The 22091-nt window shown below is 60.6% G+C and carries 18 protein-coding genes; 8 read left to right on the top strand and 10 right to left on the bottom strand.

Annotation, left to right across the window (positions count from 1 at the left end; genetic code table 11):
• Window positions 1-11 precede the first annotated feature (11 nt).
• A complete protein-coding gene (glnD, locus tag DWQ09_13110) occupies window positions 12-2690 on the top strand; it encodes a [protein-PII] uridylyltransferase (protein KAA3627258.1) in 2679 nt (892 codons plus the stop codon).
• Here the strand turns inward: glnD and DWQ09_13105 are convergent.
• Window positions 2687-3625, bottom strand: a complete 939-nt coding sequence (locus tag DWQ09_13105) for a DMT family transporter (protein KAA3627257.1) — start codon at window positions 3623-3625, stop codon at window positions 2687-2689. The genes glnD and DWQ09_13105 overlap by 4 nt on opposite strands.
• A gap of 2 nt (window positions 3626-3627) precedes the next feature.
• Between DWQ09_13105 and dapC the strand changes: the two genes are divergently transcribed.
• The 3 genes from dapC to DWQ09_13090 all read left to right on the top strand — a co-directional run bounded on the left by dapC (window position 3628) and on the right by DWQ09_13090 (window position 6906).
• Complete coding sequence (gene dapC / locus DWQ09_13100; protein ID KAA3627256.1) at window positions 3628-4824, top strand: succinyldiaminopimelate transaminase; 1197 nt, start codon at window positions 3628-3630, stop codon at window positions 4822-4824.
• A 55-nt stretch (window positions 4825-4879) separates the two neighbouring features.
• The gene (gene dapD, locus DWQ09_13095) at window positions 4880-5704 is read left to right on the top strand and encodes a 2,3,4,5-tetrahydropyridine-2,6-dicarboxylate N-succinyltransferase (protein ID KAA3627255.1); all 825 of its coding nucleotides are present in this window, start codon (window positions 4880-4882) and stop codon (window positions 5702-5704) included.
• A gap of 71 nt (window positions 5705-5775) precedes the next feature.
• Window positions 5776-6906, top strand: coding sequence for a succinyl-diaminopimelate desuccinylase (locus DWQ09_13090; GenBank protein KAA3627254.1), 1131 nt, complete (start codon window positions 5776-5778; stop codon window positions 6904-6906).
• A gap of 60 nt (window positions 6907-6966) precedes the next feature.
• On the opposite strand, the gene DWQ09_13085 is transcribed toward DWQ09_13090, so the two are convergent.
• From DWQ09_13085 to mrcB, 7 genes are all read right to left on the bottom strand, one after another.
• Window positions 6967-7245, bottom strand: coding sequence for a hypothetical protein (locus tag DWQ09_13085; protein ID KAA3627253.1), 279 nt, complete (start codon window positions 7243-7245; stop codon window positions 6967-6969).
• A gap of 161 nt (window positions 7246-7406) precedes the next feature.
• Window positions 7407-7763 carry a hypothetical protein gene (locus tag DWQ09_13080; protein KAA3627252.1) on the bottom strand — a complete coding sequence of 119 codons (357 nt, stop codon included), beginning with the start codon at window positions 7761-7763 and terminating at the stop codon, window positions 7407-7409.
• A gap of 127 nt (window positions 7764-7890) precedes the next feature.
• Window positions 7891-8577 (bottom strand): tRNA (adenosine(37)-N6)-threonylcarbamoyltransferase complex dimerization subunit type 1 TsaB, encoded by a 687-nt coding sequence (gene tsaB, locus DWQ09_13075; protein ID KAA3627387.1) that lies wholly within the window; start codon window positions 8575-8577, stop codon window positions 7891-7893.
• Between the two features lie 33 nt (window positions 8578-8610).
• Window positions 8611-10473 carry an ATP-dependent DNA helicase gene (locus DWQ09_13070; GenBank protein ID KAA3627386.1) on the bottom strand — a complete coding sequence of 621 codons (1863 nt, stop codon included), beginning with the start codon at window positions 10471-10473 and terminating at the stop codon, window positions 8611-8613.
• Window positions 10474-10582: 109 nt separating this feature from the next.
• Window positions 10583-11128, bottom strand: a complete 546-nt coding sequence (locus tag DWQ09_13065) for a hypothetical protein (GenBank protein ID KAA3627251.1) — start codon at window positions 11126-11128, stop codon at window positions 10583-10585.
• On the bottom strand, window positions 11121-11660 hold the full coding sequence (locus DWQ09_13060) for a tetratricopeptide repeat protein (GenBank protein KAA3627250.1): 540 nt from the start codon (window positions 11658-11660) through the stop codon (window positions 11121-11123). The genes DWQ09_13065 and DWQ09_13060 overlap by 8 nt, the downstream gene beginning before the upstream one ends.
• A 26-nt stretch (window positions 11661-11686) precedes the next feature.
• Window positions 11687-13873 (bottom strand): penicillin-binding protein 1B, encoded by a 2187-nt coding sequence (gene mrcB, locus DWQ09_13055; GenBank protein ID KAA3627385.1) that lies wholly within the window; start codon window positions 13871-13873, stop codon window positions 11687-11689.
• A 189-nt stretch (window positions 13874-14062) separates the two neighbouring features.
• Here mrcB and DWQ09_13050 point away from each other — a divergent pair, with 189 nt between their 5' ends.
• Window positions 14063-15598: an aminoglycoside phosphotransferase gene (locus DWQ09_13050; GenBank protein KAA3627384.1), complete on the top strand. Its 1536-nt coding sequence runs from the start codon at window positions 14063-14065 to the stop codon at window positions 15596-15598.
• Here DWQ09_13050 and DWQ09_13045 read toward each other — a convergent pair.
• On the bottom strand, window positions 15593-16282 hold the full coding sequence (locus tag DWQ09_13045; GenBank protein ID KAA3627249.1) for a TIGR00730 family Rossman fold protein: 690 nt from the start codon (window positions 16280-16282) through the stop codon (window positions 15593-15595). The two genes, DWQ09_13050 and DWQ09_13045, sit on opposite strands and share 6 nt — an antisense overlap.
• Before the next feature lie 126 nt (window positions 16283-16408).
• Between DWQ09_13045 and DWQ09_13040 the strand changes: the two genes are divergently transcribed.
• A complete protein-coding gene (locus tag DWQ09_13040) occupies window positions 16409-18991 on the top strand; it encodes an EAL domain-containing protein (protein ID KAA3627248.1) in 2583 nt (860 codons plus the stop codon).
• A 9-nt stretch (window positions 18992-19000) separates the two neighbouring features.
• Here DWQ09_13040 and DWQ09_13035 read toward each other — a convergent pair whose 3' ends face one another.
• Window positions 19001-20434, bottom strand: a complete 1434-nt coding sequence (locus tag DWQ09_13035) for an HDOD domain-containing protein (protein ID KAA3627247.1) — start codon at window positions 20432-20434, stop codon at window positions 19001-19003.
• A 213-nt stretch (window positions 20435-20647) separates the two neighbouring features.
• Between DWQ09_13035 and DWQ09_13030 the strand changes: the two genes are divergently transcribed.
• Together DWQ09_13030 and DWQ09_13025 are read left to right on the top strand one after the other, a co-directional pair.
• The gene (locus DWQ09_13030; protein ID KAA3627246.1) at window positions 20648-21364 is read left to right on the top strand and encodes a leucyl/phenylalanyl-tRNA--protein transferase; all 717 of its coding nucleotides are present in this window, start codon (window positions 20648-20650) and stop codon (window positions 21362-21364) included.
• Window positions 21270-22082, top strand: coding sequence for an arginyltransferase (locus tag DWQ09_13025; GenBank protein KAA3627245.1), 813 nt, complete (start codon window positions 21270-21272; stop codon window positions 22080-22082). The genes DWQ09_13030 and DWQ09_13025 overlap by 95 nt, the downstream gene beginning before the upstream one ends.
• Window positions 22083-22091 lie beyond the last annotated feature (9 nt).

The raw sequence follows: 22091 nt of genomic DNA, 5'->3' as shown, positions 1-22091 counted from the left end.
CCACGCCCGCCATGACCGCGCAACTGCCCGATCCCACAGTCGCCACGGTCGATCATCCGATATTCGCTGAAGCCAGCTTCGATCTGGCGCTGGCGGCCACAAAGAAACCGATACCGCTGTTTCGCAAGGCGCTTGCTGCGGGCGACAAGGCACTGCGGGACCGTTTTCTCGCCGGTGTCCCCGCCAGCGAACTGGTGCCCCAACGCGCCGTCTTCATAGATCAGTTGCTGGTACGTGCCTGGGGGCTGCATCTGGCGGACAGTGGCGCTGATATCGCGTTGATCGCCGTGGGAGGTTATGGACGGGGCGAGCTGCACCCGGCCTCCGATATCGACGTCATGATCCTGCTGCGCGGCGAGGATCACGACCGGTTCCGCTCCCCGATTGAAGACTTCATCACGCTGCTTTGGGATATCGGTCTCGAGGTGGGGCACAGCGTGCGTTCGCTGACAGAGTGCGTGACCGAATCGCAAAAGGACATCACGGTCGCCACCAATCTCATGGAAGCGCGGTTGCTGGCAGGAACGACGGAGCTCATGGATCAGCTCAGTGAGGCGGTTGGCCCCGATCACCTCTGGCCAAGCCGCGAATTCTTCGAGGCCAAGTGGCGCGAGCAGCAGGAGCGCTATGTCAAATACCACGAAACCGCCTACAACCTGGAGCCCAACATCAAGGAAGGACCCGGCGGTCTGCGCGATATCCAAATGATCGGTTGGGTGGCCAAGCGCTATTTTCGCGCCAGCGCGTTGCACGACCTGGTAACCCGCAACTTCCTCACCGAATCCGAGTATCGCGATCTGATCGCCCGCCAGAACTACCTGTGGGATATCCGCTTCGCCCTGCACATACTCACCGGGCGGCGCGAGGACCGCCTGCTTTTCGATCATCAACGCGCCTTGGCCCGTCAGTTCGGCTACCAGGATGACGATCACCGCCTTGCGGTCGAAAAGTTCATGAAACGCTACTACCGCACCATCATGGAACTGTCACGCCTCAACGAAATGCTGTTGCAGCTTTTCCAGGAAGTCATTCTGTACGCGGACGACACCAGCGAGCCTGAACCCATCAACCGCCGTTTCCAGGCGCAGCGCGGTTTCATCGAGGTTACCAGCGATGATGTCTTCCGGCGCTTCCCCTATGCGCTGCTGGAGGTGTTTCTGATCATGGAGCAGCGCCCCGACCTCAAGGGGGTGCGCGCCACGACCATTCGGCTCATCCGCAGCCACCGGCATCTGATCAACGATGAATTCAGGCGCGATCTGCGGGCACAGAGCCTGTTCATGGAGATCCTGCGCCAACCACAGGGCATCACCCATGAATTGCGGCGCATGAACCGCTACGGTGTGCTGGCGGCGTATATCCCGGCCTTCGAGAACATCGTCGGGCAGATGCAATATGACCTGTTTCACGTCTACACCGTCGACGAACACACCTTGCGTGTAATACGCAATCTGCGCCGTTTCACGGTCGCCGAGCATTTCGGGGAATTTCCCCATTGCAGCGAAATCAGCCAGCGCATTCCGAAGATGGAACTGCTCTATCTCGCAGGATTGTTCCACGATATTGGCAAGGGTCGCCGTGGGGATCACAGCAAAATCGGCGCCGACGAAGCACTTCGGTTCTGTGAAGAGCACCACCTGAGCGCTTACGACGCCGGCCTGGTCTCCTGGTTGGTGGCCAATCACCTGGTCATGTCCCTGACCGCACAGCGGCGCGACATCAGCGATCCTGAAGTCATAACGGCATTTGCACATACCATGGGCGATCAGGATCACCTCGATTACCTGTTTCTGTTGACGGTTGCCGATATCCGGGCCACCAACCCCACCATCTGGAACTCGTGGAAGAACACGTTGCTTCACGACCTCTACACGCGGACCAAACGGGCGCTGCGCCGCGGCCTGGAGATCCCGATCGATCGCGACGACCGTCTGCGTGGCATTCGCGCCATGGCCCGTGCGCAACTGCGCCGCGAGGGCCTGAGCAACGAGGAGATCAACAGCCTGTGGCGGCACGTGCACGAAGAGTATGTCCTGCGTTGCTCGGTCGACGAATTGGCGTGGCAAACCAAGGCCATAGTACGCACCCCGCGCGAGGAGTTACCCCTGGTTCTGGTTCGTCCGCACGAGAAACAGGGCGGCACCGTCATCTTCATCTACACCCGCGACAGCGACCGCGTCTTCGCCCAGACGACCTCAATGCTCGATCAACTGGCATTGACCATCGCGGATGCGCGCATCATGCCGACGAACAATGGTTACACGCTTGACACCTACCTGGTGCTCGACGAATCGGGAACACCGGTGACGGATCCTTTCCGGCTCGATGAGATTCGCGACCAGCTGCGTCGGATGCTGGCGGCTCCAGACCAACCCATCCCACCCATCCGGCGTCGCATTCCGCGCCAGCTAAAGCACTTTACCATGCCCTCGGAGATCCATTTCAATCTCGACGAACCCAACAACCGAACGGTGTTGGAATTGTTTACCTCCGATCGGCCGGGGCTGCTCTCATCGGTGGGCAAGGCGTTCGCCGAGTGTGGCGTGCGCCTGAAAAACGCCAAAATCGCCACCTTCGGGGCGCGGGCCGAGGACATCTTCTACATCACGGATAACAAAAACCAGCCGCTCAGCAGTCCGGCGCAGTTTCAATGTCTCACCGACGCCATCCATCGCTATCTGGACGGCTAGTTTGCGCACCCGGGGCTGCGGCGCCCCGAAACGTAGGCCGCTGCGACGATGAGTGCCCCACCCAGCCACTCCCTGCCATGCAACAGCTCTCCCGCCAACCAGTAGGCACTCAGTGCCCCCGCGACCAGTTCGAACAGCAGGATGATCGAAGAGCGTTGGATCGGCAGATGGGTGACGCCATACTGCAATGATAAGGTCATCAACGTCATACCAAACAGTCCCAATGCCCCTGCCCCCAACCAGACGCCGTTGGGCACTGCGGGCAGTTCGGCCCCGCTTAACACCAGCCACAGCAAAGCAATACCCACCACACCCAGCCAGGCAGTCGTTGTCTTCACCCCGATCGATACGCTTTGCAGCCGTCGCACCAGCACGTTGTTCAGGCCGAATGTGAAGCCGCTGGAGAGTGCCAGCCAATCGCTGCGCTCGCGCGGCCAAGGCAGGCCAATGGCGGGATCCCACAGCATCACCGCGGCCCCACCGATGGCCAGGGTGAGCACCACCAACGCCGTGGGGGTGATGCGTTCGCCAACCAACCAGTGTCCCAGTAGAACCGCCCACAGGGGCGCCAGATAGAAGAGCAGCAGCACCCGCACCACGGTCCCATCCAGCACCGCGAGGATAAAAGCGACATTGCACCAGCCGCTGGAAAGCGCCAGCGCCAGCAACCAGGACAGGTGACTGCGCCATGCCCGTCCTGCACCCCGCACTATCAAAGGGACGGCACAAAGTGTTGCGAGATACATCACCAGCGACGACCACAAACCGCTAAGTCCCGCCTCTTCCAGCAGGCGCAGTGGATACCAGACCACGCCCCAGAGCGTCGCGCACAGCAGAAGACTGCCAACCGGGAGCCATACACCTTGGGACGGCGCCTGGCCATCGCCTATACTACGGCGCGTTGTCATCGACCCTTCGCCACCCTGATTGGCCACGCATGAACCCCGATCTCAATCGACTGCAACCCTATCCCTTTCAGCGCCTCAACGAACTGCTAAGCGGCGTCACACCCAACCCCGAGTTCGCACCCGTTAACCTCTCGATCGGTGAACCCAAACATCGACCGCCGGGATTCGTGATCGAAGATCTCATCGGCCACCTGAACGGACTGGGGAGTTACCCACTGACCAAGGGGATACCGGAGTTGCGTAATGCCATCGCAGACTGGCTGATTCGGCGATTCAACCTCAAGACGGGTTCCGTCGATCCCGAACTGCACATACTCCCGGTGGCCGGTACACGCGAGGCGCTGTTCGCCTGCGCACAGGCGATGATCGATCGCTCAACCAATCCGCTGGTGGTGATGCCGAACCCCTTTTACCAGATCTATGAAGGAGCCGCACTGTTGGCGGGCGCGGAACCCTACTTCCTCAACACCACCGCCGAAACGGGCTTCCTGCCCGATCTGAACGCAGTGCCGGAACGGGTGTGGGACCGCTGTCAACTGCTCTATCTGTGCTCGCCTGGCAACCCGTCGGGCGCTGTCGCCGACCTCGAGACGCTGCAGCGTCTGATCGATCTGGCGGATCGTCACGATTTCATCATTGCCTCCGATGAGTGCTATTCGGAGATCTATCAGGATGAAACCGCTCCCCCACCGGGATTGCTTGCCGCGGCGGCGGGCCTGGGTCGTGACGATTACGCGCGCTGCATCGTCTTTCACAGTCTTTCCAAGCGTTCCAATCTGCCGGGTCTGCGATCGGGGTTCGCCGCGGGTGACGCGCGTCTAATCGAACGTTTTCTGCTCTATCGCACCTATCATGGTTGCGCATTACCTCCGCCCACCCAGTCAGCCAGTGTCAGCGCCTGGCGCGACGAAAGACACGTGGTCGAAAACCGCACGGCCTATCGCGCCAAATTCGATGCCGTTCTGGAGGTGCTTGGCGACACGTTGGAACTCTATCGCCCGCCGGCGAGCTTCTACCTTTGGCCGCGAACGCCTATCTCCGACACGGTGTTCGCCCATCGCTTGTTTGCCGAGTACAATGTGCGCCTTCTTCCAGGCAGTTACCTGTCGCGCAACGCCCACGGCGTCAATCCCGGCACCAACCGGGTGCGTATGGCGCTGGTGGCGCCGCTGGAGGAGTGCGTTGCAGCCGCAATCCGCATCCGTGATTTCGTGGCGGCGCTGTGAGCGTCGCGCTTCCCGCAATCGAAAAGACGTTGGCAATATCTTTGGAGAATCGTGAATGACTGACCTGCAGAACACCATCGAAAAGGCCTTCGAACACCGTGCGGAACTCAATCCGCATAACGCCGACCCCGCCCTTCGCGAAGCGGTGGCGGAGGCGCTCAATCTGCTCGATACCGGCAAGGCGCGGGTGGCCGAGCAACGGGGCGTGGGTGAATGGGTGGTGAATCAGTGGTTGAAAAAGGCGGTATTGCTCTCCTTCCGGCTGGAGGAGAACCGTGTCATGCAGGGAGGATTCACCCATTACTACGACAAGGTGGCACCCAAATTTGCCGATATGGGCAAGGCGGAGCTGGCCGCCAGCGGCGTGCGTGTGGTACCCCCCGCCATGGCGCGCCGCGGGGCCTACATCGCGCCGAATGTGGTATTGATGCCCTCCTATGTCAACATCGGCGCCTATGTCGACAGCGGAACCATGGTCGATACCTGGGCCACCGTGGGCTCCTGCGCGCAGATCGGCAAGAACGTCCATCTCTCCGGCGGCGTCGGTATCGGCGGGGTTCTGGAACCGCTGCAGGCCAGCCCGACGATCATCGAGGACGACTGCTTCATCGGCGCCCGCTCCGAAGTCGTTGAGGGCGTGATCGTGGAGAAGGGCTCCGTCATCTCCATGGGCGTCTACATCGGGCAAAGCACCAAAATCTACAATCGCGCAACGGGCGAAACCAGCTTCGGGCGCATTCCTGCCGGTTCCGTAGTGGTCTCCGGCAATCTACCAGCCCAGGACGGCAGCCATAGCCTCTACTGCGCGGTGATCATCAAACAGGTGGACGCCAAGACCCGCAGCAAGGTCGGCATCAACGAACTGCTGCGCCAGGATTGAGTGGTAGTGAACGCATCCCCTCGCCTGTTGCGGCTGTTCCTGAACGCACCTGGACGCGTTCACAAACCCTGATGTCCGCCACCCTGAAGTTGACCCAGGAGCTGATTCGGCGTCCCTCCGTGACACCGGACGATGCCGGCTGCCTGGAGTTGATCGCCGCACGCCTGGACACCGTCGGGTTCCACATCGAGCGCATGGATCACGGGGACGTGAGCAATCTCTGGGCGCGGCGCGGGACGGAGGCGCCGCTGCTGGTACTCGCCGGTCACACCGATGTGGTGCCACCCGGACCGGCCGAACGCTGGGTTGCGCCACCCTTTGAGCCAACGATTCGCGACGGCATGCTCTACGGACGTGGCGCCGCGGACATGAAGGGCGGCATTGCCGCAATGGTTACCGCCTGCGAAGAATTCATCGCCGCACACCCCGATCATCGAGGATCCATCGCGTTTTTGCTGACCAGCGACGAAGAGGGCCCTGCCATCGATGGCACCGTCAAGGTTGTCGAGGCGCTGCAGGCACGCGGCGAATACATCGACTGGTGCCTTCTGGGTGAGCCTTCCTGCGAGATGACGCTGGGCGATGTCGCCAAAAACGGCCGTCGCGGGTCACTCAATGTGCATCTGCGCATCAACGGCGTCCAGGGCCATGTCGCTTACCCCGACAAGGCCGACAATCCGGTGCACCGCTTCGCACCGATACTGGCGGAACTGACGACCACCGAATGGGACTCTGGCAACGAGTTTTTCCCACCCACCAGTTTTCAGGTGGCCAATATCAACGCCGGCACCGGCGCCGACAACGTCATACCGGGCCACCTGGACGTCCAAGCCAACTGGCGCTACTCCACGGAACAGACCTTCGAGGGGTTACGCGCACGGCTCACCGAGTGCCTGAATCGGCACGAAGTGGATTACGAGGTGAAATGGAAGTCCTCCGGTTTACCCTTCATCACGCAACCGGGCGAACTGACCGCGGCTCTCCAGGCGGCGGTGCGTACCGAACTTGGCGTGGAATGCCGGCTTTCGACCGCTGGCGGAACATCCGATGGCCGATTCGTCGCCCCCACCGGATCGCAAGTGGTCGAGTTCGGCCCCCTCAACGCCACTATCCACAAGGTCAACGAATGCGTGGCCGTGGACGATCTGGACACCCTGTCGCGGACCTACCGGAGGGTGTTGGAGAATCTGCTGCTCACTTGAGCCTCGACAACATGTCCGTGGATCCCGATGCGCAAACCCCGGCACTGTGTCGTTACTCGATCAGGCGAAGATATCCACTCCCATCACATCGTGGAGGAACGCCCTTTCTTCCTCGCGTCTGGTTTCGACATAGGCGTCCAGCGCCTGTCGGCTGCGCAGCGGTAATACCGTCCGCCCGTCCTGGGGTTCTGCCTGTCCGCGCAGTTGCGCAAACCGCCGCAGCGAATCGACCACCTCCGCCTGGCTGGTGGCGTATTGGCGGGCGGCACGCGACTCGGGTAGCTGTTGCTGCGCCTCCGGATCGGGCCCGGGCAGGCGCGGGGAACGCCCCGAATCCACTCGTGGGCGCGGAGCGGGTAGTAGAGTGGCATTGGTGGAACTGATTTGCATGGTGCCAGACACCTGCCCCTGGTTCAGGTCAATCGCGCCCGATTATCACTCAAACTCCCCCTCTCCCGGTGCAGACTGCTTCTCGAATCGGTGTTCAGCCGGTCGCCGGGTTACCGGCCGATTGGCCGTTTCCCCGTGGGGTTAGCGGGCGCACCTGCTTCCCGACCGCGTAGCGGTGCGCGCTTATCAGCGTTCAAAGCACGCGGCGCCACCGCACCGCGGGCGATGTCATTGGGATCGTAAGAGCAGACCCGGCTGCCACCCGCGCCTTCCTTGCAGCACATCGCTGTGGTCTCCGGTCGGCCATTTATCGAACCCTTGCTGCAGGACACTATGCCGCCGTTGAGGGCGCATGCATTCAGAAACTCCAACGAGGCACAACTCATATCCGACCCCTTGGGCGCGGCGCCCACCGTCACCACCCACAACAGGCACAGCACCCCACCTGCCAGTAAACACTTTTTCATCGTTTCTCTCCCTGTTGTTTGTTATTGGTCATTTCATAACAGGCACAATGGCGATGCCTGCCCGGGCGGGCTAGCGGTCGGTGTGGCCCGACCGCGGTCCGCCGGGAACTTGCAGACCGACACCCGATCAAGGTGCCTGAACCACCCTGTTGCGCAGATAGACCGGTAGGGCCTGGTCGGCGGCCACGGTATTGCCAGCGCTCCATTCCCTGACCGCCAATCGCGCAATGGAACGCGCACGCGGAAAGGTCTCGGCAGCAACACCGGCCAAGCGCTGTTCCAGGCGATCGCGCAGCTGTACGCCATAGACATCCCATCCCGATCCTGCGCCAAACCAGGTTTCCGAGTCGGGGATAACCACTCTTGCGGCATCGGTTACCTGTTCATCTCCAACGGCAACCGCGTAGCCTTGATCACCGCACCGATAGATTCCCCAGTAGAGTTCTCCCATCCGCGCATCAATCGCAGCCAGGATCCGCGTCTGATTGCTGTAATCTATTGCATCCTGCGCCAACGCCGCCAACGACGAGACCGGGATCACCGGCAGGTCGGCCCCGAAAGCGATTCCCTGTACGACCCCCGCCGCGATACGGACACCGGTGAAGGCCCCCGGACCACGCCCAAAGGCGATGGCGTCGAGTTGCTGCGGTTTCAGTTCCGCCACGGCGAGCAGTTCATCCACCATACCGAGGATCAGCCGGGCATGCGCCCGCGGCGCGATCTCGTAGCGTTCAGCGATTTCACCGCCGATCAGCAACGCCGCTGAGCAGGCTTCGGTGGATGTCTCGACTGCGAGGATGCTTGGGTCCGCCATGACCTCGATGTTCTCGTTCATTGTCAATCGATACTAACTCGAAACCGCTTCGTTCAACGCGGTCAGATGATGGCGTGGATCGTTGAAGAAACGCCTGACATCGTCAATCGCCTGCGTGACCGGCATGGGTGGCAGGCTTTGGCGAAAGACACGACCATAGGATTTGGTGCGCAAACGCGGATCGCAGACAACCAGAACGCCCGAATCCTCTTCATCGCGAATCAGACGCCCCACACCCTGTTTCAGGCCGATGACCGCCTGCGGCAGCTGGTAGTCGCGAAAAGGATTGCCTCCCGCCTCCCGCAGTGCCTTGATACGCGCCTCCAGGACCGGATCGCCGGGTGAGGCGAACGGCAGCCGGTCGATGATGACGCAGGAGAGCGCCGGGCCGCGTACATCCACACCTTCCCAGAAACTGGCGGTACCCAGCAGTACCGCGTTGCCGGCCGCACGAAATCGATCCAGCAGTTCACCCTTGGGGGCACTTCCCTGCACCAGTAGCGGGAAATCGATACGATCCTTCAGACGATCGTGAGCCTCCTGGAGTGCACGATGACTGGTGAAGAGCAGGAAGGCTCGACCGCCACTCGCTTCCAGTATCGGCAACGCGCACTCCACCACGGCACGCGTATAGCCAGGATCATTGGGCTCCGGCAATTGAGGCGGCAGATAGAGCAGCCCCTGGCTGGCGTAATCGAAAGGGCTCTCCCAGCGGCCGGAGGTGAAGTCCTCGAGCCCAAGTCGACGGGCGAAGTGCTCGAAACGCCCGCCCACCGCCAGTGTCGCCGAGGTAAAGATCCAGGCCCGCTCCGCAGCCTTGAGATAAGCCTGAAAAGGCTCAGCGACGTCGAGTGGCGTCAGGTTCAGGTTGAACCCTCGCCGGGTGGTCTCAAACCATTGCACATAGCCTGCAACGGCCGTACCCGACAAGGTGGCAAGCAGACCGCGCAGCTCATCACTGCGACGCCAGCAGCTCTCCAACCCCTTGCCGCGTGCTGCATGGGCTTCCAACTCCTGGCGTAGCGCCACCAGCCCTTCCAGTACGCGGGCGACACCGACGCTCACCGCGGGCAGGTCGCGGACGGCATCCCAGGGGCCCCGTCGCGCCTCACGGCCAAAGGCGAGACGCATATCGCGCGTCGCCTTCTCGAGCTGACAGGCGGCATCCTCGATACCCCGGGCATCCGGTGCATCGCGCAAACGCTCGGTGATTGCATCATTCGCCAGTTCCTCCAGCCGCCGCGCGCTCAACGATTGACCAAAGTAACTCGCGGCTATTTCGGGCAGCTGGTGGGCCTCGTCCACGACAACGGCATCGGCGCTCGGCAGCAACTCGCCGAAACCGTTTTCCCGTAACGCCAGATCGGCAAACAGCAGATGGTGATTGATCACCACCAGATCGGCTTCCAGCGCCCGCTTGCGCGCCTTATAGAGAAAGCAGCGCTGCAGGTGTTCGCACTCCTGCCCCAGGCAGTTGTCGGTAGTGGACGTGACGCGAGCCCAGAGATAGGAGTCCTCGGGGATACCCTCCACCTCTGCGATGTCGCCATCCTGCGTACGTCCTGACCAGGCTTGAATACACTGGAAGTGGCTCGCGTCTTCGCGGCGTGCAAAGCGTCCCTCGGCGGCCGTAACTTGCATGCGGTGCTGGCACAGATAATTGGACCGCCCTTTGAGCAGCACCGCCTGCACCGGGATACCCAACGCCTCGCGCACGCGTGGCAGGTCGCGATGAAAGAGCTGATCCTGCAGATTGCGGGTGCCGGTGGAGATCAGAACACGCAGGCCCGAACGCAGCGCGGGGACCAGATAAGCGAAGGTTTTTCCGGTTCCGGTACCGGCCTCGCATATCAGGATATCGGCGTTCTCCAGCGTGCGCTCCACCACCTCGGCCATTTCGCTCTGCGCCTGCCGTGGCGTATAGCGCTCCAGCTGCCCGGCAATGGGGCCATCAGCGGCGAACAGTTCGCGCAGGGAAGCGTCAAAGTGGCTCACAACGGTGGACCTACTTGCGGAGGTCTGAATCGGCCGGTCGGTTTTCCCAGCCTTGGGGATCGAGTCCCGTATCGCGATCCCAAACCAGCCGCGAGATCATCTTGAATTTGGCCACCGAGAGGGCGCCGCGTTTTGCACGTGCGCTGCTGGTCTGTTCAGCCAATGCGGCCATGATCTCATCACGCGCGGCTTCGTAGATTTCGAAGGGCTGGTATTCGTCGTCCATCAACACCAGCACCAGGCAGTCCCAGGCCTCACCGCTGCTCAATTGCCCGATACGCTGCCCGCCTTTGGCTTCGTCAAAGATCACGCGCCCCTTGATCTGAATTCGCTTGCCGTCGCGTGCCCCGCGACCGATCGCATCATAGCCGCCGGCACCTGGAGTCAAATCCAGGTCGAGCAGACGAGCCGCATCATGCAGAGCGATCTCGATGCTTACGCCGGGTAAAGGCTTCCCGGTTGCCCGCCGGTAGTCGGCGGCCAGGCGGCGCGCCTCACCGATCAACTTATCGAGCGAGTAGACTGCGGGCTGTTCTTTTTTGTCTTCATCACTCACGGTAGTTTCCAGCCTGGCGCAAGGCCTCGGCGGCTCCGGCAGTATCACCCCTCTGGTAGCGGGCCTGGGCGATCAATCGCCAGCTTTTTTCGATCAACACGGGATTGGCTACCGCCAATGCCTTGGCTTTCATGGCGAGCTGTTCCGCTCTTTCCGGCATCGCCATCGCAAGACGCAACTCAGCCAACCGCAACCAGAGGCGCGGGTTGCGCGGCTCTATGCGCAGCGCCCTCTCCACAGTGGCGACCGAGCGCTCCAACTGCCCGCCCGAACGTTGGTTGTCAGCCTGGTCGAGCAGCGCCACCACCGCGGGCGACTCCTGGGTCGCAGGCGCCTGAACGGGTGTCGACAGATCACTGACGGGCGCCGCAATGGCGGTGGTATCCAAGTGCCTATCCTGCGCATCGGGCGCCACACCCGCACACCCGGCGAGCAGCGCGAGCAGGATCGCGGCAAGCCCCTGCAGCGGCGATCTTGGTCGCCCGTCATTCATCCCATTCCACCACATCAGCTCCGTAACCGGACTAACCATATCGGGTTCTGGGGAGGATGCAAGGGTCACCAGGGGGTCGCGCAAGGCGCCTGCTGGCGCGGCTCGCTGCCGCGAACGAATGGCAGCCAGTCGCTCCGCTCACAGCGGTCGTTGGCGATCAGGCCGGAGTCACGATCGACACGCGCCCACTCTATGCCTTCCGGGGGCAGCAACTCCAGAGGCCGGAGCGGCAACCGCGCCATCAGTTCACCCCAGATCCGCATCGCCCCGCTGCTGCCGGTCAGTCCGGTGGGTTCATTGTCATCACGCCCTACCCACACCACGGCGACATGATCGGTCGTATAACCCGCAAACCAGCTGTCTCGCATCCCATCGGTGGTGCCTGTCTTGCCCGCGATGGCCGCGTTGGGAGATATCTGCTCGGCAAGCTGTTTGGCGGTCCCAACACTTACCACCTGCTGCAATACGGACGAGACCAGGAAGACCGCCCTGGGATCGGCGGCTTGCTCCACCACCAGAGGATAGCGTTGCAGTGGTTGGCCATCCGCGGAGAGCACCTCCCGGATGCCTCGTAACGGCGTCGCAAAACCGCCATCAGCGAGGCTTTGATAGATCTGGCCCACCTCCAGCGGTGTCAAGGCGGCAGCCCCTAAGAACAGTGAGGGATAAGGATCGAGCGAACGACGGGCACCCAGTTGGCGCAAGCTGTTGAGAACGCGCTCCATGCCGAGGTCCATTCCCACTCGCACCACCGGCACGTTATAGGAGTTCGTCAAGGCATCCCGTAACGTGACAGCCCCCCGATACTCGCCATCAAAGTTCTGCGGCGACCAGATAGTGCCATTCTGTCCCTGGATGCGGATAGGCGAGTCATCGATCCGGGTGGCGAGATGGTAACGATCCGGTTCGCTGAGGGCAGCAAGATAGACCACCGGTTTGATAAGCGATCCGATCGGCCGGGCGGCATCCAGCACACGGTTGAAACCGGGGTAACGGGGTTCGCTGCCACCCACCAGGGCCAGCACCTCACCACGTTCACGTGCGCTGACCAGCAATGCCGTCTCCAGCGTACCGGCAGACAGATTGCTGCGCCGCTCGAGACGCCCCATCCATCGGGCGACCGCGCGTTCAGCCTGCGCCTGCACCACCGGGTCCAGGGTGGTGAAGATGCGCAGTCCCTCTGAGGTGAGGTCCTCTTCGCGATAGAACTGACGCAACTGGCGACGCACCAGATCCATGAAGCCGGGATAGGGTGTGGCTCCCCCGGCGGGGCGCTCGCCGATACCCAAGGGTTGCTTCTGCAGCCGCTTCGCCTCGGCGCTGTCCAGCAGCCGTTGCCCGGCCATTTGCCGCAGAACCCGGTTGCGTCGCTCGAGCGCGCGCTGAGGATGACGCCAGGGGTCGTAGTAGGAGGGACCGCGGACAAAACCGATCAGGGTGGCCAGTTGTGCCGCATCGAGCTGCTCGATCGGTCGTCCGAAGTAGAACCGGGAAGCGAGCCCGAAGCCATGAATCGCGTAGCGCCCCCGCTGGCCCAGATAGATCTCATTGAGGTACGCCTGCAGAATCTCGTCCTTGTCGTAATGCCACTCCAACAGGAGCGCCATCAGCGCTTCGTTGGACTTGCGCCAGAGCGTGCGCTCAGGTGTCAGAAAAAAGTTCTTCACCAGCTGCTGCGTGACAGTGCTGGCGCCCTGAACGAGACTGAGCGCGCGCAGATTGGCCCAGGCGGCACGCGCTATGGCGCGTAAATCGATGCCGGAATGCTGGTAGAAATTGCGATCCTCGACCGCCAGCAGTCCCTGAATCAGCAGCGGCGGCACATCGGCGAGTCGGATCAGTACGCGGTCCTCCCGGTGCGCCGGGTAAATGGCGCCAATCTGGGGTGGATCGAGTCGCGCTATGGGCAATGCCGCACCAAAGGTGTCAGGTCCCACGGCGCGAAGCACACCACCGTCGAATTGGATGCGCAGGCGGCGCGCCGGCTCTTCAGCGTCCCAGAATCTGAACTGGCGAGTATGCACATGGAGGGTATTACCCGCGCGGTGATACTCGCCCGGCCGCTGGGGATTGGTCACGGAGCGGTACTCGAGCCGCTGCAGCTCTTCCGTCAATTGTTCTATCGAGATCGGTGCGCCGGCAAAAAGCTCCAGCGACCGCGCATAGACGCGCGCCGGCACCGCCCAGCGCCGACCCTCGAAGGCGCCGCGTATTTCGAAATCCAGATAAACGGCATAGCCGGCGAATGTCATCAACCCGATCAGCACGATCCACCCCGCGCTGCGCCAACGCCGCGGAGCCGGGGCGCGTCGGGTGCGTGGTTTTCGTCTTTTTCTCTTTGCCACTACCTGTTCCGAATTCGATACGACAGCATTTCGCTACCGTGCTAGATTGACGTCGCTATGACCGCCGCATCTCAACCCGAGTTCATTGCAGCCCTGATGCAACCCGGCATCCTGGCGGACGCTGGCGAACCCGTTGAGTTGATCGAAACCCACATTTCCTGGGTGCTCCTCGCGGGCAATTGGGCTTATAAAATCAAGAAACCGCTTGACTTGGGTTTTCTCGATTTTTCCACGCTCGAAAAGCGGCGTGCAGCCTGCGAGGCGGAACTGCGACTCAACCAACGCTTGGCCCCCCGCCTCTATGAGGCAGTGGTAGCCATCACCGGAGCTGCACACTCGCCCCGTGTCGAGGGCAAGGGAGTGCCGTTGGACTATGCGGTTAAAATGCGTCGCTTCCCGCAATCGCAACTCCTCGACAGGCTGCAGGAAAATGGTCAATTAACCGCCGCACTCATCGACACCGTCACCGACGAAATCGCCCGCTTTCACCAGCAGTTGGAGCCCGCGCCGACGGATTCGCACTACGGTACGCCTGAGCAGATCTGGGCTCCCGTCGAGCAGAATTTCCTGCAGATCGATGGAACACCGCTGGCCATGCCTCAGCGCGAGCGCCTCGAGCGCTTGCGGGACTGGAGCGGGCGGGAGCATACCACGAAGCACGATCTCTTTTCGCGACGCCGGGCGGAGGGGCATATCCGCGAATGCCACGGCGATCTGCATCTGGGCAATATAGTCGCCCTGGAGCAGACGGTGGTGCCCTTTGACTGTCTCGAATTCAACCCTGATCTGCGCTGGATCGATACCCTGAGCGAGATCGCCTTTCTGATCATGGACCTCGATGATCGAGGCGAAACATCGCTCGCTCATCGTTGTTTGAATCGGTATCTGGAAGTGACAGGCGATTACCGCGGCATGGCTGTCCTGCCATTTTATCTCGTCTATCGCGCACTGGTGCGCGCCAAGGTAAATGCCATCCGCAGCGGTCAGCCTGGTGTATCCCGGGATGAGCGACAAGCAGCCTTGAGTGCGGGGGCCAGATACCTCGAATTGGCCTCTCGATATATTGAGCCGGCGGCACCGCACCTCTATCTCACCCATGGACTATCCGGCAGCGGTAAAACGACGTTGACGCAGGAGTTGCTCGAGAAGGGAGGCATGGTGCGCATTCGTTCCGACGTGGAGCGCAAACGCCTTTCCGGTCTGGAGCAAGAGGCCAGCAGCCGTTCGGCGCTCGGCGCCGGGCTCTACAGCAGGGATACCACGGAGCGCACCTACCTGGAGTTGGAGAACCTGGCGGCTGCGCTGCTGACCGCGGGCTGGTCGGTCATTGTCGATGCCACCTTTCTTCGCGTTGATCAACGGACGCCATTCTTCGAGCTTGCGCGGTGCTTGAAAGTGCCGATCACGCTGTTTCATTTTACGGCACCCGTGGATGTCCTGGAGGGCCGCATCAAGCGTCGTCTGCGGGACGCGACCGATGCTTCAGAGGCGACCCTGGAGGTGCTGCACCATCAGATCGCGCAACGCGAATCACTCACCGCACCGGAGCAGTCCTGCGCGGTTGTTATCGACACCCGTGACCCCGCCAGCATGGCGCAGTGGATGACGCGATCATTCCCAGGTGACTCATAGATCAGAGGTATTGTCACCGCCTTTGCGCCGATCGCCAGGGTAGTGCTCCGCGAGCCTCTCAAGATGGCTTTGAATGATGGCGGCCGCTTCCTCAGCCGTATCCACCAGTGTCAAGAGCTCCAGATCTCCGGCATCCAGGCAATGGCGCCGGACTGCCTGCGCGTGCAGCCAATCTATAAGACCTTGCCAGTAGTCTCTTCCCACCATCACGATGGGAAAGTGCCGGATGCGTTCTGTCTGCACCAGGGTAAGGGCCTCAAAGAGCTCATCCAGCGTCCCAAACCCCCCGGGGAAGATGATGAAACCGCAGGCGTATTTGACAAACATAAGTTTGCGTGTGAAAAAATAATGGAAGGTCAGACTGACGTTCTGGAAGGGATTGGGCGTCTGCTCATGGGGCAGTGCAATGTTGAGCCCGACCGAACGGGAACCGCTATTGAAATTCCCCTTGTTGGCCCCTTCCATGATCCCGGGACCGCCACCAGTGATTACGGATACCCCCATATCCGCGAGCAGCCTTCCGGTTGCCACCGCAGCCTCATAGTAGGGGTTGCCCGGCGGCAGGCGCGAGCTGCCAAATACCGTGACCGCCGGTCCCAGTTCATTCAGCGTTTCGATACCATCGATCAGCTCCGCCTGGATGCGAAACACCCGCCACGCCTCCGATGACTTGAGATCCTCCACCACTCACCTCCCCGTTTTCGTTTGACCGCCTTGCCTACCCCGCCGCGACGCCACTGAGGCTTTTCCGTATACTCGCACCATCGTCACCGGCGAAACCGAAACAGAAACCAACGAACCGATTGCGGAATGCCTCACGTCCTACTAGTCGAACGCTCCGATACCCTGCGCCATGTGCTGACCCGTCTCTTGGAGAACGCCGGTTTTGAGACTGACGCAACCGCCAACTACCTCGAGGCGCATGATCGACTGGTCTCATTGTCGCCCGACCACACACCTTATGACATAGTGCTGCTGGGTTGGCCCAAGCACGGCGAGCCGAATGCTGAACGCCTGCTCGACCGCCTGTTGCGGGATCCCTATCGGCAGACCGGCGTCGCCGTGCTCGCGCAGGAGGTCGAACCCGCCATCCAAGGTTGGTGCACACAACAAGGCAACGCAACCCCGGTTCTGTGGGAGAACTACCGCCAGGTACTCTCCGTGCTCGCGAGTATCGTCGATCGCAGCAGATCGCAGTCGATTTCACCGCCCGCCGCCGATTTGCAGATTCCCATAAGGATCCTGCTGGTTGACGATTCACCCACCGTTCGACGTCACTTCGGCGGACTCCTTTCGGATCACGGCTACTATACGGAAACCGCCTATTCCGTAGAGGAAGGACTGCGCCTGGCGCTGACCAAACCCTTCGATATCGCTATCATCGATTATTTCATGCCCGATCAAAATGGCGATGTGTTGTGCCGCAAGTTGCGCAGCAATCCCCATACCACGCATATCGCCTGTGCCATTCTCACCGCAACCTACGTCGAACAGGTTATTCACGATGCGCTCGAAGCCGGTTCCGTCGAATGCATTTTCAAGGACGAATCCGAAGAACTGTTCATGGCACGGGTTTCCGCGATTTCACGGCTGATTCGGGCACGCAAGTCGGCGGAAGCTGAACGCAAGCGACTCGCAGGCATCCTGGGATCAGTGGGAGACGGCGTTTACGGGGTCGATCGTTCCGGGCGCATCACCTTCATCAACCCTGCGGCGCGACGCATCTTGGGTTACGTGGATTCTCCGACCCAACTGGAAGGACAACTCGCACACGTGCTTTTTCATTTTGCGCATGAGGATGGTACCGCCAGAGTCACCGAACACTGCTTTCTCTGCCGCGCCTACGGAACCGGCAACGAGTTGCACTGTTGGGAGACCGTTTTCTGGAACCGCAGCGGCAAACCACTGCCCGTTGAATGCACCATTTTTCCGCTGCGCATACAAGGCAGGCTCGAGGGATCGGTTGTCGCGTTTCGCGATATATCGGAGCGCAAAGGTATTGAAGAGCTGCGCTGGCAGGCCAATCACGACCCACTTACCGAACTGTACAACAATCGTTACTTCATCGAGCAGGTCGAGGATGAACTTGCCCAACTGCGCCGCGGGAGTGATCGCAGCGCCCTGCTGATCATCGATCTCGATCGTTTCAAGTTCGTCAACGATCTCTCGGGGCATACGGTAGGTGACCATCTGCTGGTAGAGGTGGCGCGGATACTGCGCACACGCCTGCGCGAGTCGGACATACTGGCGCGCATTGGAGGCGACGAGTTCGGCATTCTGCTGCGCAACATCGATCCGCGCAATCTTTACTATATCGCCAACAGTTTCCGCGACGTGCTGAGCGAAAGCAGTTTCAGCTACGGTGGGCGCAGCTTGCGTATTTACGGCAGTGTCGGGGCTGCCCTGCTGAACAAGTCCGTCCAGAGCGCGGAAGAGGCGTTTAAATCCGCTGAACTCGCCTGTCAGATGGCTAAGCGCAGAGGACGCAACCAGACCTATGTAATGCAGGAGCCCGAGGATCCGCCAGGCGTGGCAGCAGACCCAATAGAATCAAGCTGGTCTGAGCGGCTGCGCGAGGCCCTGAGTGGGGATGGCTTTCAACTCTACTATCAGCCCATCCTGGCTATGGCCGACATCGCATGCGACCCTCTTCCCGGCGAGGGGGTGATCTGGAATGCCGATTGCCTCAAGAGCGAACGCGAGCAGATCTTTGAGGTTCTCGTTCGTCTTACCGGCCCTAACGGGGAGATTACGCCTCCCCATGCTTTTCTACCCAGCGCGGAACGATTTGATCTGCTGAAGGACATCGATCTGTGGGTGGTAAGCCGCGCACTCAAGGTGCTGAGCAAGATAAGGCGACGCTATGCGAACGTTGCTTTTTCAATAAACCTCTCATCCCGCACGCTTGAAGATCCCACGTTGCTCGAAATGATCAGGAATCTGCTAGCCGCTACCGACCTCGCGCTTGACGCGGTGATCTTCGAGGTGACCGAGACATCCGCCATAACCAATCTCGCGGCTGCGCAGCGATTCATGGGCGAGTTGCGTCAGTCGGGATGCCGTTTCGCGCTCGATGATTTCGGATCCGGCTTCAGCTCGTTTACCTACCTGAAGCACCTGCCGGTCGATTTCATCAAGATCGACGGTCAGTTCGTTCAAGACATGGTGATAGATTCTGTCGACAGCACCATGGTCACTCATATGAATGAAATCGCGCACACCCTGGGCCGAAAGACCATAGCGGAATACGTCGAGAACCCGCAGGTCTTGCACATGTTGCGGCAGTGCGGGGTGGATTGGGTGCAGGGAAACTACATTTCGCAGCCGCTACCCGATCTCGAATTGCTGGTGGAGGCACACAACCCACTGCAGCCGCAGAAGCAGCTGAGCTGACGGGCATCCCTAGGCAGCCAGGTCACGCGACATCTGCTCCAGTTGATCATTGCCGTTCATTACTCGCTCCAGCAACGATTCAGCCATATCTTCCGCCAGTCCCAATGCTGTCAAAACTGCGCGTGAGAGTTCTCCCGTCGGCGCGTCCCCCATGCCATACCGCTTCAACAGTTGGTCGGTAACGAATGCCAGATTGGCAAGCACGCCATCTTCGGCACGATACGATTCATTATGGTGATGAAGCGCGGCTGCGACGATCTCCTCGGGCAGGTTCCAGGCGCTCAACAAGGCCCCGCCCACATAGCTGTGGCTGGTCTCGCCCCCATTGCCGTTTCCATTACCCAGGACGCGCCTTTCTATGACACCGAGCGGGACATCGGGATTGGCCTCAGCCAGCTTGTTAAGTACGAAAAAGTGCGCCGGGAAGAGGTGTCCCACCAGAAGCTGGCCAAAGTTGTGCAACAGGCCCGCGAGATAGGCCACACCGGGTTTTGGGCGAATTTTTTTAGGAAGAACACTAGCCAGAAGCTGCATCAGAGCAGCACTGTAGACTGAATGACGCCAGAACTCGTGAAGACCGAGCGGTCCGTCATAAGGAATTTTAAAGCCTTTACCGGCGGCGATCCCCACCGTCATGTTCATCACCGTATCGAAACCGAGCACCCGTGAGATCGCTTCGTGCAGGGAATCGATGCGCCCGCGGTAACCGAAGAAAGGCGATCGCGCGTAGCGGATTATCTGGGCTGCAAGGCTGGGATCCTGCTCAACGATGGCGGCCAGGTCGCGGGCGTTTGCCGTTGCATCATTGCGCAGGAGCAAAAGCCGGTGTGCCATTTCCGGCATGGCGGGCAGCTTGTCGACGCCCTTGATCACGGTATCGACATCGCCGACGGGGGTGAGATCCCGCAAGGTATCCCGCACCTCACGGTCCTCAGGCACCAGAAAATCATGCGTCGGCAGCCGCTTCACATTGGATTCGTTGCGCGCGAAAGGTCGCAGTTTCGCGCCGCGCATCAGGTGACGGAAATCCTGATTTGAAACACCTATCAGACACCCTTTGCGGCCCGGCTCAAAGAAGACTTCCGGTACCTGCATGAGGCTCTCGTCGATCATTGTGTGAATATCGTAGCGGGGCCCGAGTGGCGGTACCGAGCCTTCATCGCAATCGGTAAAAAGACGATTGAGCGGCAGGTGGGTGACCGGGGCGAGATTGCGAAGTGTCACCTGACGAAGGGCATTGAAATCGATCATGGCCGTCAACGGCACAACCGCCATCAGGATTCCTTGATCGTCGTGCAGTAGAACGGCCCTGGCGACCTGTTCCGGTGCAATCCCGGCAGATTGAGCAGCCTGCTCCAAGGAGTGTACGCAGGTATGCCTGACTACCTTGTACTTCACCCCCGATTCCTTGAGGGCGTTGGATACCGTTGTGGCAAAATCCATGCGACTGCACCTAACCTATCACGGTTTTCGGTAGTATAAGGCAGGATTTCGAAAAATGCCTTACCGGCCATCTGTGTCCCCGAGCCGATCGTCAGTTTCCTGTTTTCGCCATTGGCACAGCGGGGCCCGCTCCGGACTGCTTTACCGAGGATGCCGTGCAAGGGAGCTGGAGATACACTTGTTCTAATGGATACTAGGCGTTAGTTGATTTCCATGAATCTGGCTTGGATCGACCCTTGCGCGACGCACGATCCCTTTCCGGATGTGGGCCGTGCACTCTCCAATCCCAACGGTCTGCTGGCCGTCGGCGGAGACCTGCAACCCGCACTGTTGCTAACCGCTTATCGCCGCGGCATATTCCCGTGGTACAGCGAGGACCAGCCCGTTCTGTGGTGGTCCCCCGATCCCCGGGCGGTGATCTATCCCAGCGACCTGCATGTGTCGCGCAGTTTGCGGCGTTCGTGCCGCAAACGCGGCTACGTGACAACCTTGGATCACGAGTTTGATGCGGTCATAGCCGCGTGCGCTGCCATACGGATAAATCAGGAAGGCACCTGGATCACGGCCGAAATGATCGACGCTTATCGCGCGCTGGCACGGTTGGGCTACGCTCATTCAGCAGAAACCTGGTTGGAGGATCGACTGGTAGGCGGTATATATGGGGTTGCCATCGGGCGCGTGTTCTTTGGTGAGTCCATGTTTAGCCGTGAGGTCGACGCCTCCAAGGTAGCTTTGGTGCGTTTGGCAGACGAATTATGCCGCCGCGGCTACCGGCTGCTCGACTGCCAGATGCACTCGCCACACCTCGAATCCCTGGGCGCGGTGTCTATCCCGCGTGAGCGTTTTATCCAATTGCTCGCAACCCTGTGTGAGCAGCAGCCGGAGCACCCTCTCGACGGGGCCCTTGAGGAGAGCCGTAGTGAGGCCTGAGCAGATTCGGTCGATTACACTCTATGCCGGTCCAAAGCACGCCTGCGGTTACCTGCCCGGGCGCTCAGCATGCAGCTGGTTCGTCGATCCCGCGCTGCCACTGACTCCCAGCCTGTATGCGCTGTTGCTGGCACAGGGTTTTCGGCGGAGCGGAAGCTTTGTCTATCGCCCGGCATGCCCCGATTGCACGGCCTGCATACCAGTGCGGATACCTGTTGGGTTATTCACCTCGCGGCGCTGGGCAAAGCGCAACCTGAAAAAGAACCAAGATCTTCGCTTGTCTCTTCACAATCTCGGGATCAGCGATAATGCCTTCGAGCTTTACCGGAAATATCAACGCCGGCGCCATCCAGGCGGCGATATGGACTACGCCAATAACTTAGAAGTTGAGGGGTTTCTATACTGTGCGTGGATGGAGCGGATGACGCTGGAATGGCATTTGAACGATCAACTGGTCGCGGTTTCCATACTGGACGAAGTGCCCAACGCCCTCTCCGCCGTGTACACCTTTTTCGATCCGGATCTCGCTGATCGCGGTCTGGGCACTTTTGCCATCCTGAGTGCAATCGCACTAGCCCGGTCGCGAGGGCTGCAATGGCTCTATCTGGGGTACTGGGTCGAGGAGTCACCGAAGATGCTTTACAAAGCCCGATTCCAACCGCTGGAGTGCTATCGGGACCAGCATTGGGCTCTGCTGGGGGATTTTCCGTCGATATAGATGACTTCA

It is taken from the genome of Pseudomonadota bacterium (genome assembly GCA_008501635.1).
GTDB lineage: Bacteria > Pseudomonadota > Gammaproteobacteria > QQUJ01 > QQUJ01 > QQUJ01.
Note: the sequence above shows the minus strand (reverse complement) of the source record. Positions and strands in the feature narration are given on the sequence as shown.

Bases quoted from the DNA above. Each gene is read 5' to 3' on its own strand.
- DWQ09_13060 (KAA3627250.1), bottom strand. From the start codon at position 11,660: ATGGTTAGTCCGGTTACGGAGCTGATGTGGTGGAATGGGATGAATGAC.
- DWQ09_13080 (KAA3627252.1), bottom strand. From the start codon at position 7,763: ATGAAAAAGTGTTTACTGGCAGGTGGGGTGCTGTGCCTGTTGTGGGTG.
- tsaB (KAA3627387.1), bottom strand. From the start codon at position 8,577: ATGGCGGACCCAAGCATCCTCGCAGTCGAGACATCCACCGAAGCCTGC.
- DWQ09_13040 (KAA3627248.1), top strand. From the start codon at position 16,409: ATGCCTCACGTCCTACTAGTCGAACGCTCCGATACCCTGCGCCATGTG.
- DWQ09_13070 (KAA3627386.1), bottom strand. From the start codon at position 10,473: ATGGCCGAGGTGGTGGAGCGCACGCTGGAGAACGCCGATATCCTGATA.
- dapD (KAA3627255.1), top strand. From the start codon at position 4,880: ATGACTGACCTGCAGAACACCATCGAAAAGGCCTTCGAACACCGTGCG.
- DWQ09_13050 (KAA3627384.1), top strand. From the start codon at position 14,063: ATGCAACCCGGCATCCTGGCGGACGCTGGCGAACCCGTTGAGTTGATC.
- glnD (KAA3627258.1), top strand. From the start codon at position 12: ATGACCGCGCAACTGCCCGATCCCACAGTCGCCACGGTCGATCATCCG.
- mrcB (KAA3627385.1), bottom strand. From the start codon at position 13,873: ATGACATTCGCCGGCTATGCCGTTTATCTGGATTTCGAAATACGCGGC.
- dapC (KAA3627256.1), top strand. From the start codon at position 3,628: ATGAACCCCGATCTCAATCGACTGCAACCCTATCCCTTTCAGCGCCTC.
- DWQ09_13030 (KAA3627246.1), top strand. From the start codon at position 20,648: ATGAATCTGGCTTGGATCGACCCTTGCGCGACGCACGATCCCTTTCCG.
- DWQ09_13035 (KAA3627247.1), bottom strand. From the start codon at position 20,434: ATGGATTTTGCCACAACGGTATCCAACGCCCTCAAGGAATCGGGGGTG.
- DWQ09_13090 (KAA3627254.1), top strand. From the start codon at position 5,776: ATGTCCGCCACCCTGAAGTTGACCCAGGAGCTGATTCGGCGTCCCTCC.